At 39.7% G+C, this 14,267-nt stretch carries 18 protein-coding genes; 10 read left to right on the top strand and 8 right to left on the bottom strand.

Annotated features, from left to right (window positions below; genetic code table 11):
* Positions 1-4: 4 nt before the first annotated feature.
* The 3 genes from ACWIB3_RS13885 to ACWIB3_RS13875 all read right to left on the bottom strand — a co-directional run bounded on the left by ACWIB3_RS13885 (position 5) and on the right by ACWIB3_RS13875 (position 2,095).
* Positions 5-1,093 (bottom strand): DUF695 domain-containing protein, encoded by a 1,089-nt coding sequence (locus ACWIB3_RS13885; protein ID WP_454291905.1) that lies wholly within the window; start codon positions 1,091-1,093, stop codon positions 5-7.
* A 117-nt stretch (positions 1,094-1,210) separates the two neighbouring features.
* Entirely contained in the window at positions 1,211-1,615 is a 405-nt protein-coding gene (locus ACWIB3_RS13880; protein WP_185214252.1) for a DUF5606 family protein, read from the bottom strand.
* Between the two features lie 21 nt (positions 1,616-1,636).
* Complete coding sequence (locus ACWIB3_RS13875; RefSeq protein ID WP_454291904.1) at positions 1,637-2,095, bottom strand: peptidylprolyl isomerase; 459 nt, start codon at positions 2,093-2,095, stop codon at positions 1,637-1,639.
* A 151-nt stretch (positions 2,096-2,246) separates the two neighbouring features.
* On the opposite strand from ACWIB3_RS13875, the gene radC reads away from it, so the two are divergent.
* On the top strand, positions 2,247-2,939 hold the full coding sequence (gene radC, locus ACWIB3_RS13870; protein ID WP_185217478.1) for a RadC family protein: 693 nt from the start codon (positions 2,247-2,249) through the stop codon (positions 2,937-2,939).
* Positions 2,940-3,014: 75 nt separating this feature from the next.
* Positions 3,015-3,725: a pirin family protein gene (locus ACWIB3_RS13865; protein ID WP_454291903.1), complete on the top strand. Its 711-nt coding sequence runs from the start codon at positions 3,015-3,017 to the stop codon at positions 3,723-3,725.
* Between the two features lie 69 nt (positions 3,726-3,794).
* Here ACWIB3_RS13865 and ACWIB3_RS13860 read toward each other — a convergent pair whose 3' ends face one another.
* Positions 3,795-4,178, bottom strand: a complete 384-nt coding sequence (locus ACWIB3_RS13860; protein ID WP_454291902.1) for a hypothetical protein — start codon at positions 4,176-4,178, stop codon at positions 3,795-3,797.
* Positions 4,179-4,331: 153 nt separating this feature from the next.
* Here ACWIB3_RS13860 and ACWIB3_RS13855 point away from each other — a divergent pair, with 153 nt between their 5' ends.
* Positions 4,332-4,709: a single-stranded DNA-binding protein gene (locus ACWIB3_RS13855; RefSeq protein ID WP_454291901.1), complete on the top strand. Its 378-nt coding sequence runs from the start codon at positions 4,332-4,334 to the stop codon at positions 4,707-4,709.
* Between the two features lie 82 nt (positions 4,710-4,791).
* On the opposite strand, the gene ACWIB3_RS13850 is transcribed toward ACWIB3_RS13855, so the two are convergent.
* Positions 4,792-6,201, bottom strand: a complete 1,410-nt coding sequence (locus ACWIB3_RS13850; protein ID WP_454291900.1) for an alkaline phosphatase — start codon at positions 6,199-6,201, stop codon at positions 4,792-4,794.
* A gap of 127 nt (positions 6,202-6,328) precedes the next feature.
* On the opposite strand from ACWIB3_RS13850, the gene ACWIB3_RS13845 reads away from it, so the two are divergent.
* Positions 6,329-7,660, top strand: coding sequence for an OmpA family protein (locus tag ACWIB3_RS13845; protein ID WP_454291899.1), 1,332 nt, complete (start codon positions 6,329-6,331; stop codon positions 7,658-7,660).
* An 80-nt stretch (positions 7,661-7,740) separates the two neighbouring features.
* Positions 7,741-8,052, top strand: a complete 312-nt coding sequence (locus ACWIB3_RS13840) for a hypothetical protein (protein ID WP_185214260.1) — start codon at positions 7,741-7,743, stop codon at positions 8,050-8,052.
* On the opposite strand, the gene ACWIB3_RS13835 is transcribed toward ACWIB3_RS13840, so the two are convergent.
* Positions 8,049-8,585 carry a lipocalin family protein gene (locus tag ACWIB3_RS13835; RefSeq protein WP_454291898.1) on the bottom strand — a complete coding sequence of 179 codons (537 nt, stop codon included), beginning with the start codon at positions 8,583-8,585 and terminating at the stop codon, positions 8,049-8,051. The two genes, ACWIB3_RS13840 and ACWIB3_RS13835, sit on opposite strands and share 4 nt — an antisense overlap.
* Before the next feature lie 78 nt (positions 8,586-8,663).
* Here ACWIB3_RS13835 and ACWIB3_RS13830 point away from each other — a divergent pair, with 78 nt between their 5' ends.
* The 3 genes from ACWIB3_RS13830 (at position 8,664) to ACWIB3_RS13820 (ending at position 10,319) form a co-directional block, all read left to right on the top strand.
* Positions 8,664-9,125: a DUF4268 domain-containing protein gene (locus tag ACWIB3_RS13830; RefSeq protein ID WP_454291897.1), complete on the top strand. Its 462-nt coding sequence runs from the start codon at positions 8,664-8,666 to the stop codon at positions 9,123-9,125.
* An 8-nt stretch (positions 9,126-9,133) separates the two neighbouring features.
* On the top strand, positions 9,134-9,925 hold the full coding sequence (locus ACWIB3_RS13825) for a S1/P1 nuclease (protein WP_454291896.1): 792 nt from the start codon (positions 9,134-9,136) through the stop codon (positions 9,923-9,925).
* 193 nt (positions 9,926-10,118) lie between these two features.
* Positions 10,119-10,319: a hypothetical protein gene (locus ACWIB3_RS13820; RefSeq protein WP_185214264.1), complete on the top strand. Its 201-nt coding sequence runs from the start codon at positions 10,119-10,121 to the stop codon at positions 10,317-10,319.
* Here ACWIB3_RS13820 and ACWIB3_RS13815 read toward each other — a convergent pair.
* Positions 10,316-10,684, bottom strand: coding sequence for a hypothetical protein (locus ACWIB3_RS13815; protein WP_185214265.1), 369 nt, complete (start codon positions 10,682-10,684; stop codon positions 10,316-10,318). The two genes, ACWIB3_RS13820 and ACWIB3_RS13815, sit on opposite strands and share 4 nt — an antisense overlap.
* Positions 10,665-11,312 (bottom strand): hypothetical protein, encoded by a 648-nt coding sequence (locus tag ACWIB3_RS13810; protein ID WP_454291895.1) that lies wholly within the window; start codon positions 11,310-11,312, stop codon positions 10,665-10,667. The genes ACWIB3_RS13815 and ACWIB3_RS13810 overlap by 20 nt, the downstream gene beginning before the upstream one ends.
* Positions 11,313-11,449: 137 nt before the next feature.
* On the opposite strand from ACWIB3_RS13810, the gene ACWIB3_RS13805 reads away from it, so the two are divergent.
* Positions 11,450-13,453, top strand: coding sequence for a M13 family metallopeptidase (locus ACWIB3_RS13805; protein WP_454291894.1), 2,004 nt, complete (start codon positions 11,450-11,452; stop codon positions 13,451-13,453).
* A 72-nt stretch (positions 13,454-13,525) separates the two neighbouring features.
* The gene (locus tag ACWIB3_RS13800) at positions 13,526-13,732 is read left to right on the top strand and encodes a hypothetical protein (protein ID WP_454291893.1); all 207 of its coding nucleotides are present in this window, start codon (positions 13,526-13,528) and stop codon (positions 13,730-13,732) included.
* Positions 13,733-14,267 lie beyond the last annotated feature (535 nt).

The raw sequence follows: 14,267 nt of genomic DNA, 5'->3' as shown, positions 1-14,267 counted from the left end.
TGGATTAAACCATTTTATAACGTTCAAAGGACTGCCAATATTTGTCCTTGAAGAAATCGAATGAAAGATTGAGTTGGTCATGATATTTGATCAGCAATCGCTCCATGACCTCTGTGGCCTTGCGGAATTCCCTACAGGCAATGAAAGTTTCCCTTAATCCATCCACAGTCTCCGATCCCAAGAAGATATAACCATCCCTGCTAGGGAGTTCTTCCTCCAGGTCTTCTTCAAACCTGGAAATGTCCTCATAGGTTTCCGGACTTGGAAAGCCAGCGTCTGTTTCCGAATCATAGGCATTCATGGTCACCAAAATCCATGGATGGGATGCTTTATGGTCCCAGTCTAAGACCGAGGTGTTGATGGTTGACAAAATGGTTTTGCCGCCTTCTACCGTTCCTTCAAATCCCGAGAAGCGGTCATCGCTGGAATCATGTCTTACATCCTGGTACTTCTCTACAAACTCCTTCTCCCGCCAATTGATGTAATCAACCAACTTGTTCAAGGGAATCAATTCCTCCTGTAGGTTTTGAGGACCTCGTACATCGATCTTATCAATGCATTGGATCATGGTTTCCTCGCCTAAATAGTTGTCCAGAAAAATAAAGATGCCATTCAGGATCTCTTCTCTAGATTCCTCATGATAGGGATCATAAACAAACATCAGGTCTATTTTATCGGGATAATTATCGTGAAGGATGGGATAGAACTTTATGTTCTCCTTATCAAAATGAAGGTCATGCATGCGGATCGCAAAATCCTCATTGTTGGATTCGGGTTTCAAGGCAGTAAATTTCCAGTTTTCGATGTCTGGGGCAGCTTCCACGATCTTTTCTGCCCACAGCACATTCTTGATGATGCCATCAGGCGTAAAAACCAGTTCGGCCTTTTTATCTTTGTCCATTCCAACCAAGAAAAACACTTTTGGTTCCACTCTATCCAACTCAGGTGCAAAGATGTTGATAAACTTTTCTTCAACATCTTTTCCCGATTTGATGACTTGATAGAATTCCTTAGCTCGGGCTTCGAACCAATGCCAGAATTCCTGATAGCCTTTATTCAAATTGGTAGAAGAAATGGGTTTTTCGCTGCTCATATTTATGGAATTTACTTGAATGTAATAGATGAAAATCACCAATTCTTAAATATAAGGATATAAAAAAACCTATCCTAAAAAATATCTAGGATAGGTTTTTTTTATATGTTGGTCAATTTATGCTAGAGGCTCTGGAGCTTCTTCTTCAAACAAAGGAAGTTCTTTGATGATATTGTACCAAGTAATGATCTTTTTGATATCAGAAGAGTAAACTCTTGCTTCGTCATGATTAGGTGCTACCTCTCTAAAATACTCACGCAAAGTGTTTCCGTCAGCTTTTACATCTGGCGTGTTGCCTCCGTTTGATTTGATGGTCTCAAACACGTCCAATAGACGGATTTCCTCGTCCTCACCATAAATAGTGATGTCTTCTAGCGTAGCCATTTTGGTAGTCGATAGATTCACTACCGATTTGATTTTACTGCCATCTAGCGATTCAAGAACGAATCCACCTTTGTTTTGACCGATCAATTTAAATAATCCTGGTTTGCCAGTAACTGACACTAATCCTCTTAAATTCATTTTTTGCTTCTTATATAAGAATTAATCTTCAATAATTTCTACTCCTAAAATACGATCACCTTGACGGATATCATCAACAACATCAACGTTCTCGATTACTTTTCCAAAACAAGTGTGGTTGTGGTCTAGGTGAGCTGTATTGTTACGGCTGTGGCAGATAAAGAATTGTGATCCACCAGTGTTTCTTCCAGCGTGAGCCATTGAAAGAACACCACGGTCATGCTGTTGGTTTCCACCGTCCAATTCACAATCGATCTTGTATCCCGGACCACCTGTGCCCGGCATTCCTGTTGCACCTTCGCGTGTATTTGGACATCCGCCTTGAATTACGAAATCAGGAATAACTCTGTGAAATGTTAAACCATCATAATATCCTGATTTAGCTAACTTAATGAAGTTCGCTACTGTATTTGGAGCATCTTCTGTGTAAAACTGCACAGTCATGTCGCCTTTTTCTGTTTTGATAATCGCTTTGCTCATTATTTCTGTCCTTAATGTTGTAATAGCCTACAAAGATAAGGTTTCTGCGTAAATTCTAAAGATTGTACATTAAGATGTTGAATCCCAGTTTTTAAGCTGTCGTTTACAATCCCTATATTTACTTTAAAGAAATAAAATTTCCATAATATATATGCAAAAATTAGTCATTCGGGATTGGGCAGAATCGGATCGACCGCGCGAAAAACTACTTGAACAAGGTAGAAGGGCAGTAACCGATGCCGAACTTCTAGCCATCCTCATTGGTTCCGGTTCAAGACATGAAACAGCAGTTGAACTCTGCAAAAGACTCCTCAGCTCGGTCAGCAACGACTTATTTAGGCTCAGCAAAATGGATGTCAAGGAGCTTTGTCAGTTTAAGGGGATTGGAGAAGCAAAGGCAATCAGTATCATTGCGGCGCTGGAGCTTGGTCGAAGGAGGCAAGAGTCTGATGTACAGGAAAAACCTGTGCTCAACAGCAGCAAAAAAGCCTATGAATTTTTAAAACATCTTTTAGAAGACCTTAGCCATGAAGAATTTTGGGTGATTTTCCTGAATACCAGTTGCAAAGTCTTGGACAAACAGCTCATCGGCAGAGGAGGCAACGACTTTACCCCTGTAGACGTTCGGATCATCCTTAGGTTTGCCCTTATGAACAAGGCTAACTCCATTATTCTAGCCCATAATCATCCTTCAGGAACCTTAAGGCCCAGTGATGCCGATAGGACCCTGACCAAGAAAATAGCACAGGCGGCCAAATTGATGGACATCCATGTACACGACCATCTTATCATTACAGATGAGAGCTATTATAGCTTTCGGGATGAAGGTTTGCTTTCCACCTGATTTCTTACCCTATGTCAATGCACAGCAAAACTTAATCCCTGAACTTTGTGTTAATTATTAAAGGAGGAGAATATCATGGCAAAATTTTTTTATCACCCAGCGGACTCCCGTGGACATGCAGATCATGAATGGTTGAAATCGAATCATACGTTCAGTTTTGGAGGCTATATGAATGCCGAAAGAATGAACTTCGGTGCATTACGTGTTTTGAATGATGACAACGTAGCGGCTGGAATGGGCTTTGGAAAACATCCCCATAGCAACATGGAGATTATTTCCATTCCATTAGAAGGCGAACTGGCGCATAATGACAGCATGGGTACGGGTTCAGTCATCAAGAAAGGGGATATCCAGGTTATGAGTGCAGGTACTGGCATTGAACATAGCGAATATAATAACAGCAAGACTGATCCGGTAAAATTCCTTCAGATCTGGGTAATTCCAAATAAGCAGCATGTAGAACCCCGTTACGATCAACAGAGCATCGACTTTAATGCTGCAAAGAATAATTTCTTACAGATCCTTTCTCCTGATCCAGATGATGCAGGAGTATGGATCCATCAAGATGCATGGTTTCATATCGCTGATTTTGAGGCTGGCTATGCACGCCAATATATCATGAAAAAACCTGATCATGGTCTATATATTTTCGTGCTGAATGGAGAGATCGATGTGGAAGGACAGAAGATGCAGAGCAGGGATGGACTTGGGATTGCAGGAGCACAAGATGTAAAGATTAAAGCAGATACCAATGCTGAATTCCTATTGATGGAAGTTCCGGTATAAATATATTATTATTAAGTAAAGGCACTTGTAAGGGTTACAGGTGCTTTTTTATGTTTTCATTTATCCAGCCTAAGCCAATGTATTTATCTCGCGCTTCTTTTCCTTGCTCTTGACAATTAATATAAAATCATTTCCAAGATCCAGATAGCCATATTCATAACAGAATATATACTCCTGACCTTTTGAAGTGATTATCCTATGGGTATGGTATTTCAAGGAGAAACCTTCCGTGAGGAGTTTATCTTTGTTTGTTTTCAGCATTTTCTCCTCAGCAAGTAAAATCCTCAGGATCTTTCTGTTCTTTCGGAGCTGGTTGTTGATTTTTTTCAAAAGGTCGCTATCCCTACTATTCTCCCTGTTATTATAGGCGTTTCTGCATCCATCGTTGCAAAACCTTTTGTCGGTCCTTCCGCGCAATACCTCTTCACATTCTTTACATGTTCTTATACCCATGACATAAATGATTTTAATCGTTTAAAACCGACTACAGTCGTTTTTAACTGTTTGAAATACGAATAAACTTGCTGCCCTTCGTCAATTTTGTACCAGTTACTTAGCTAAGTTAATTGATTAATAAGAAAATAAATATCAAAAATTGAAATTTCCATGAGCACGATAAAAAATTCAGTACAACTATTGGGCAGGTTAGGTCAGGAAGCAGAAATCAAGGTCAGCAGCAATGGGATTCCATATTGCTTCATATCCTTGGTAACTAATGAATATGGTGTCAAGAAGAATGGCGAACAATATGAAAAAAGTCAATGGCATCGGATAGCAGTTTGGGGAGATATGATGTGCAATCAAATGAAAAAACGAGGTAAGAAGGGGAGTCTGTGGCTGATCCAAGGGACGATCTTCTATAAACAGTTTGATGGGGGAAACGGAAATCCCCAGCAATATTGTGAAATCAGGGCTAATAAGCTCATGTTTTTGATGGAGTCGATGGGATTGAACAAGAAATTGCAGACTGAAACCAGTGCATAAGCATCAGGTCCATTACCTATATAAAAAGGGGAGCTGAAATTCATCAACTCCCCCATATTGATTGAAAAAGTTCTTTGACTTATTATGGATGTTGCCAACCAGCAACTTTAGAAACCGTTCTCGGGATATCTACATTGTCCATTTTCTGATGGAATGCTTCCGCACCCACTCCAATCGCATACACTGGGATATAGGCTGCCGAATGGCTGCCTGATGCCCAACTAATCGATGACGCTTTGTTCAAGGCCTTGATCGCTAACGATGCGATTTTATCGTTGGTGGCATACAGACTTTTGCTGGTTTCATTTTTATGTTCTATAAAGCTTTTTTCGTAAGCTTCATGAAGATCTTCATTATCGTCTTCACTTACCTTGATCGCTTTCCACAATCCTAGGTGTTGACCCAAAAATTCTTTAAGTTGATCCCAAGATGCATTCGCATTCTTGGTCCTGAATTCATTGATGGCAGCTGAAAGTGCTTCTTGAGAAATCTTTTGGTTTTCTAGGTTTTTCAAACGAAGGGTAGAGCTTCCGTTTCCAACCCCGATACCGCCGGTCTCATGATCCGCCGTAACGATGATCAAGGTTTCTTCTGGATGTTTTTGGTAGAATTCAAAGGCTTTTTGAACTGCATTGTTGAAATCCCAAACTTCATGTACAGCAGTAGCGCCGTCATTGGAATGGCATGCCCAGTCAATTTTTCCCCCTTCAACCATCAGGAAGAAACCTTTGTCTCCTTGGCTTAAGGATTCTATCGCTGCTGAAGTGATTTCTGCTAGGTTCAAATCTCCTGGTTTTTGATCGATCGCATATTTCAAGGAAACATTGTCCGTTCCTTTTTTGTTCATCAAGATCAGTTTATCTGATTTGTTGGCTTTCTTATAGTCGTCCAAACCATAAAGCAATTTATAACCTGCTTTTTCCAGTTGAGGGAAAATAGAAGCGACCTCTTCCTTTTTAGCATTAGTTGTTGGCTTTAGAAACCCTGATCCAGCAAAGAAGTCAAATTTAGATTTAATGATATCCAAGCCAATTTCATAATACATATCGCGATCGGGTTGGTTGGCAAAGAAAGAAGCCGGTGTGGCGTGGTCGATACTTACTGAAGTCGTAATTCCAACCTTCATTCCTTTTTCTTTCGCCAAGTAGGCAATGCTTTTATAGGACTTCAAACCAGCACTGTCCATAGCGATAACACCGTTCTTAGTCTTGTAACCAACAGCCAATGCTGTACCGCCAGCACCAGAATCTGTTACTCCATGAGATAAGGAATGGGATGTGGCGAACGTGGCAAATGGAAATTGACTGAAAACAGTAGGGGAAACTGAATTTTTACCTGCAAGAGAACTTTTGTATACTTCTGCTGCCTGTACCTGGTTCAAACCCATACCATCTCCAATCATAAAGAAAATGTATTTCGGTTGTTTCTGTGCAAAACTTGAGCCTACAAATAAGAATAAGGCGAGGAATAAATTGAAAAATTTAATGTTCATACCAAATGGATTAATTTATACAAAACTAAGGTTCTCATATTAAGATAATGTTAATTGGCAAAAACAGCTTGTTGCAAACAAAATGTTACACGGATTGTTTCTTCAATTGTACTTATAAACACAGGTTATGGAAAACAATTTATTAGAGCTTGCTCAGCAATACTTCAATGAGCACACTTATAGTACTCTTGCCTCCGAGGAAAACATTTCCCCGGATCAGGCAAAAACAGGAATCGAAACTGTAATTCCTTCCTTATTCTTAGGTTTCCAACGCAAAGCCGGACACGGCCTAGGAAGCCTCTTAGAAACATTGAAATCAAATTTTTCTGGATTTAATTTTTCAGATGTATTGAGGTTTAGCCCTCCTGTACAGGATGTGCCTCAAGATGGGGATACCACGAGAACCGTTTTAAGCTCCCTTTTCGGGAACACTTTTGACCAGGTAATACCCAATACTGCGAATTTTTTAGGGTTGAATACCAACACATTGATTCGCCTATTCTCCGCAGCGATTCCAGCTGTGGTTGGTGCCTTGACCAGCAATGGCCAGCGCTGGGATACTACTTCCATCGAAGCCGACTTGAACAACAATCGTTCAAACTTCCTGAAGGCTCTTCCAACTGGTCTGCCGTTGAATATTTTAGGTGAAGAACCAAAAGGACCAACCATCGTAACAGAAGAAGAAGTGGTAGAAGTGGACCCAATTGTTGATCCAGCAAGGGATGTTCTTGTCGAAGATCCAATCGTGCCTACCTCCAGGGTCCGTCGCGAGGAACCACCTGCTGCGCTTCCTCCAGCAGATGAAGACCGTAAGAAAGGCGCAGGCCTGTGGTGGATACTCCTTCCGATTATCCTTCTTTTATTATGGTTCTTTTTCGGAAAGGGTTGTAACCGTGAAGAGGCTCCGGTATCGGATGCCCATGTGGATTCCTTGATTACTGATTCAGTAGTTAACGAAGACACGACGATGACACCAGCTGAAGTAGTGAGGGAAAGTATTATGGTGACTTTGCCAAATAATACCGAACTCAATGCCTATAAAGGTGGTATTGAAGACCAATTGGTTCAGTTCCTGAACTCAGACTATAAGAGCCTTTCGGATGAGGAATTAAAAGACCGCTGGTTTGATTTCGATAATTTAAATTTCGAAACTGGAACAGCAAATATCCTCCCGGAAAGTCAGGTGCAGCTTGACAATCTGGTGGCCATCCTGAATGCATACCCAGATGCTAAGGTTAAGCTTGGTGGATATACCGATAAGACTGGTGATGAAGCCATCAATAAAAAACTGTCAAATGACCGTGCAATCGCAGTTAAGAATGCTTTTGATGCAAAAGGGGTCGGTAATCGAGTAATGGCAACTGAGGGATATGGTTCCCAATTTGCTAAATACCCTGCTGATGCCCCTGAATCAGACCGCGTGAAAGATAGAAGAGTTGCGATAAGCGTCAGAAAATAATAATTGAAAACCAAAATGGAGCAGCCCAAATTATTTTGGGCTGCTTTTTTTATTGTCAATCCTATTGTTATTTTTGCCTTATGCTTACAGAGAAACAACAAGACATGATCAAGGGAGATTTCGAAAAGTACTTTAAGGATTTGAAATCCAAAAGGAAGGCCCTAGATTTTGAACTCTTTGGTGATTACGCAGCTTCCATCCTCAACTTTTATATCGGTAGTTCATTATTGAACATCCATGAAAAGGAGGAAGGAGCTCTCTTTTTAATTCGTCTTTTTAATGCTGGATTAGGAAACGTAATCAGTGCTGCAGATCAACAAGAAATTGCTAAGGTTATCCAGCAGGACCCAACCTTAAATTACGCCATTATACAACCAGTATTTGATCTTTAACCCTCCTGAATGGTCCACTTTAATTTCGAAGTGTCATAACCACAAGCTTCTGCATATTTCAGGTAAGCGGCTTCCCGTTCTGGCCTGATTGTTTTTGTTCTGGAAAGGATCCACATATAATCCAGGTTGTCGCCAAAGACTAAGGCATCTTCATAATTTTCATCCAATTGGACAATATGGTAACCAGAATAAAAAGGACCGAAAAAAGAAACTTTAAGGGAACCTTCATGGACATCACCTGCATACTTGGCCTTTCCAATACTGGTTTTTGTTTTTCCATTCACTGTGCTCACGCCTTCATTTTTCACCCTGACCGATCCATCATCGTTCAGACTATATTCGGCACTCACATTTTTCAGGTCCTTTTCCCAAAAAAAGTCTAAACGAGCGATCTCGTACCATTTCCCTAAATATCGTTGCAAGTCAAAATCTTGAACAGACTCGGCATTGGATTTAATGGGTTTCAAGTAGTTATAGATTACAGAACCTAGGGCTACTGCTGTCAGGGTTATTAGGGTTTTCTTTTTGTCCATCGTAAATATTTTATAGGAAAACAGGTTAAACCACCTAAATGTTTAAAGAGATTCCTAGTTTTGCATAAAATTAAAGAATTGTATTCAAGAGAAGAAGCTAAGAAAATAAAGGAGTCTTTTTGGACCAGTTTTGGGCAGTACATGGCCCCAATCCCGAGTGAGGACGGTGAAAAGGTAACATGGGTAAATTACAAAACCGGAATTCGGCACCTGTTCTTTAGGATGGAAGCAACCAATAAGGTGGCCCAGATCGGAATTAAAATAGCCAATCCTGATGCCGGGATCCGTGACTTGCTCTTTGAACAATTTAAGGAATACGCGAAGATTTTGGAAGCTGAAATAGGGGAAGAATGGATATGGGACGATTCCTTTTATGATGAATATGGGAAACACACTGCCCGTATCTACATCGAGATCCGTGGATTGAGCGTCTTTAATAAAGAAGATTGGCCCGCGCTCATATCATTCTTTAAACCCCGGATTATCGCTCTTGATAGCTTCTGGTCGACAGCAAAATATGGATTTGAACTTTTTAAATAATTAGGAATATGAAACTAGTAGGTAGAATTCTAGTATTTTTTATGCTATTAACGCAATCCCAACATGTATTGGCATGGGGGATGACTGGACATCGCGTGATTTCTGAAATCGCGGAACAACATCTTACGAAAAAAGCGAAACGAAACATTGAGAAACTGATCGGCCATCAAAAGATTGCTTATTGGTCCAACTGGGCAGATTTCATCAAATCCTCGCCAGACTCCGTTCTCCTGAAGACTGGATCTTGGCATTTCTTGAATACCCCAGGGAACCTGACCCACGAGCAATTTTTAGTGGAACTTCAAAATTCACCGGAACAAAACCTTTACAAGGCTTACCAAAGAGTTAAAAACGAGGTTGCCAACAGAGATTTGTCCATCGAACAAAGGCAGCAAGCTTTTTATTTTATGGTCCATTTATTAGGGGATGCCCATCAACCCATGCATGTGAGTAGGGCAGAAGACCTGGGTGGAAATAAAATTGCCGTTACTTTCTTTGGTAGGGGATCGAATATACACCGCGTATGGGATAGTGACTTGGTCGATAATGAAAAATGGTCTTATAGCGAATATGCCCGTGTATTGGATTATGAAAAGTACTTCTATAACCAATACACAAATTCAACTTTTGAAGATTGGTTGTATGAATCACATCAATTGGCCAACATTATTTATGACGATGTTGCCAAAAACAACAAGCTATCCTATGACTATATCTTCAGGTTCAAAGATCCAATGGAAAACGCTTTGTTGAAAGCAGGTTTAAGACTTGCTAAAGAGTTGAACGAAGTGTTTGGCTAAGATCCCCGCCGTTCATTTGAACAAACAGGAACATTTTAAAATAAAAGAACAGGTATCTGGATTTCAGGTACCTGTTCTTTTTTAATCCACCCTACCCAATACGATATAATATTTTAATTACTAGGTAATTGGATGTTAAAATTTGTATATTTGATAGAAAACCAATTGTTAAATTTTCTAATCCCTCACGCGTATGATGGAGATTCAGATTAACTTCTATAACTTTTTCTATCTCATAGCTGGAATAAGTGTCCTTTTCAAATTGATCCTAATTGCCAGCAATATTGTTCAGAAAGATTGGTCTGCTTTGAAAGCTAACTTGATAATTCTATCGATCATGTTGATCCTGATCGCCATTATCATTTATTATTTCAAAGTCTATATGTTCAATTAATTGTTCAACGTCCAATCAAAGTAACTACCGGTTGCAACAAGTAGGTTGTTTTCGATATTGAAATTGAAATCAAGATAATCATTGCTGCAACTCCCCATATCTGAACAGCAAAACTTTCGGTCAATGTCAAATTGCATCCGAAAGGTACCCTTATTTTTTTCGGTATCATATTTAAAGCTTGAAACCTGTATGTTCCCCACCTCCGGACTGCCATCTTTATCGCCTAAAACATCAAAGATAAACCAGCTTAATTTATCCAGTTCTTCTTTTGATATATGGTCCAATAAGCTCGAAGGATTTCCTGCGAAGCTTTCCAGTTGCTCAGGGTTTATTTCCGTTTCAAATCTATATTCTTTCGTTTCCATAGGATAATATTTTTTCAATTTGTCTTGCATCCGGAAAATGTCTTTCCAAAATTCCAGCCTGCAATTTATTTTTTCCAGATAATCCTATCAAAGCCTTTGCCAATAAATATTCATTGCACCTCAAGTCCAATTCTATGTTGGATTTATTATAGGTCAAGGTATTTCCTGAATTGACAAAATAGCGCTTGGGAAGTTTTTTAAATTCTATGTCTTCCAGAAGGTAATCCAATATCTCCTCCCATTTCCCGATCATCGTCTTGATGACTTGTTCAAACATATATTGTCGCAGCTGTTTTTCAAGTCTTTCTTGGTTTTTGCTCTTAAATAGAGACTTGGAATAATAGATGATATTGTTTTTTAGATAAGGTTTAGACTGTCCATTGGTCAGAGGTCTTACAGGATAGTCTTTGGAGAATAGTTTTAAGGTAAAGAATTCCATTTCTTCATCTGCCATGGATTTCTTCTGTTCTTTCTTGGCAAATCGCTTCACATAAGCCGTCAGTTCCTGGATAGAAAGATCTGCAGGGGCATAGATTACCGGTAAATCTTCCGTATTAAAATCTATGCTGATCCCTTTTTTATCGCTGCTGACCAATAAATAATCGATGTTTTCTACCTGAATTATCATTTCGGCCAATTTAGCAATTCCATTGTGTTAAATTAAAATCAATTAAATATATAAAAATAGTTACTTTCTGTTTTTTCCTAGAATCGCTATGTTTGCATAGGAACTATCTCTTAGTTCTAAAACAAAATAGGTTAATTATGAAACAATACGTATTAATGGCAGCATTATTTGCTAGTTCAGCTTATGTTTATGGGCAAGAACATCAAGCAATCAATGTATCCTACATGGACAAATCCGTTCGTCCTCAAGATGATTTCTACAATTACGTCAATGGTAATTGGATGAAAACTGTGGAAATTCCTTCTGATAAGGCTCGTTGGGGTTCTTTTGATCAACTAAGAGAAAACACGGATGAAGCGGCCTTGAAAATCCTTAAAGAATCTTTGAACACTAAATTCGAAAAAGGAACCGATGGGCAAAAGATCGCTGATCTATATAAATCTTATGTAGACTTTGATACCCGTAACAAGTTGGGGATAGCGCCTATCCAACAACAATTGAAGGATATCGACCAAGTGAAGAACCTGAAAGGTCTTTACGATTACTTCGTTAAATACGGAGGTATCGGTGGTAACCCTTTCTTCGGTGCCTATGTTTATGCCCACATGAAAAACAGTAACATGAATGCTGTTTATTTAGGTGGTGGCGGATTGGGTCTTGGCCGTACTTATTACCAAAAAGAAGATGCCAAAAATACAGAGACTTTAGGAAACTACAACCAATATATCAACGCCTTATATGGCAAGGTTGATCCGAAGACCAGAGACCTGAAAGGTCCTAAAGTAATTGAATTTGAGAAATTGATCGCTTCAAACCTGAAAACAGTAGAAGAGATGCGTGATGCTCAGAAACGTTACAATCCTGTAGCGGTGAAAGACTTGAATAAAATGGTAAAGAACATGGATGTGGCAAAATACATCCAGACCCTTGGATTCAAAGCTGATACCGTAATCATTGGTGAACTTAACTATTACCAAAACCTAGATAAGATCGTTAATGAGGAAAATTTACCGGTAATCAAGGAATACTTGAAATTCCATGTAATGGATGATGCTACTGGTTATTTGACAGAAGAATTAGATCAGTTGTCTTTTGATTTCTATGGGAGGAAACTAAGAGGTCAGAAAGAACAACGTTCGCTGGATAAAAGAGGATTGGAATTTGTCAATGGCAATGCTGGTGAATTGTTAGGAAAGCTGTACGTTAAAGAAAATTTCCCTGCTGAAGCGAAGGCTGCCTGTGAAGAATTGGTGCAGTACTTGATCAAATCTTTCAATGTACACATCAAAGATCTAGCTTGGATGTCTCCTACGACCAAAGAAAAAGCATTGGAGAAACTTTCTAAGTTTACCGTGAAGATCGGATATCCTGATAAATGGAAAGACTATTCAAGTCTTCAGGTTGGTACTTCCTTGATCGAAAACGTAAATAATGTACGTCGTTGGTCATTTGAAGAAAACCTTGCTAAACAAGGAAAACCTGTTGACAAATCTGAATGGGGAATGACACCTCAAACCGTTAATGCTTACTATAGTCCATTGTTCAATGAGATTGTATTCCCAGCAGCTATCTTACAACCTCCATTCTATGATTACAAAGCTGATCCAGGAGTGAACTTTGGTGGTATCGGTGCAGTAATCGGTCATGAGTTATCTCATGGTTTTGATGATTCAGGTTCACAGTACGATGGAAATGGTAACTTGAACAACTGGTGGACTGATGATGACAGAACTAAATTTGAAGCAGCTGCTGATGCTTTAGTTGCACAGTTTGAAGCATACGAGCCAGTACCAGGGGTATTTGTAAACGGAAGGTTCACCTTAGGTGAAAATATCGGTGACCTAGGTGGTTCTTCTGTTGCTTTTGATGCATTGCAAATGTACCTGAAAGACAAAGGAAACCCAGGATTGATCGATGGTTTCACACAAGATCAACGTTTCTTCCTGTCATGGGCAACAATCTGGCGTACTAAAACGACAGATGAGTTTGTGGTAAACCAAGTGAAAACTGACCCACACTCTCCAGCTCAATACCGTGCGACAGGTCCGATCATCAATTTAGATGCGTTCCACAAAGCATTCGAAACCAAAGAGGGTGACAAACTGTACATCCCTAAAGATAAACGTATCGTTATCTGGTAAACAGATCCTGATATAAAATGGAAACAGGAGTAACCGAAAGGTTGCTCCTGTTTTTGTTTTGAGAGGTTGGGGGTGGATAGGATGTGGCAGTTGGTTTTGAACCAGGATGGAAAGGATGTGAGGATAGACCAAGAACTGGGAATTAACCAGGATGGAAAGGATGTGAGGATAGACCAAGAACTGGGAATTAACCAGGATGGAAAGGATGTGAGGATAGACCAAGAACTGGGAATTAACCAGGATGGAAAGGATGTGAGGATAGACCAAGATTTTAAATAGCCTAACCTATAGGGGTTGCGTAGCGCAATAAAAGGTCCCTTTCCGGTGTCAACCTGACGAAGGAAGGGTCTCGAAATATTACAGACCTAATCAATTTAAATAATATGGATTTTTTTGGCGTACGGTTTCTTAACCTTCGGTTAAGAATGACAAAATCTAGAGGAGTAGAACCGAACAGATTCTTCACTGATCGTTCAGAATCAAAATGTGACCTAGAGGGATTCAGAGTGAAACGAAGAATCTATTTTTTGTTTTTTTTAGGATCGCCGTCATTTCGAAACCGTAAGATGAGAAAACTATTTCAAGTTAAGTATGGATAGTTCCGAGACCCTTCGGCAAGCCCTCAGGGTGACACAGAAAGGTATAGAAAAACATTTCACCCCCTCTGGGGGTTCTCGCCATTAACAAACAATATCCTTCCGGAGGAAGCCCTTTAGCCCCCGGCTCATTTCCAATGGCGGAAAAATGGAAAGAATGCCGTTGCCCTGTGCGATGGGATTGCTAAAATAATTGAACCCTTCTAGGGTTCTTTTTA

The sequence above is a fragment of the Sphingobacterium sp. NPDC055431 genome, from assembly GCF_053644255.1.
This window is presented reverse-complemented; position numbering and strand designations above follow the sequence as displayed.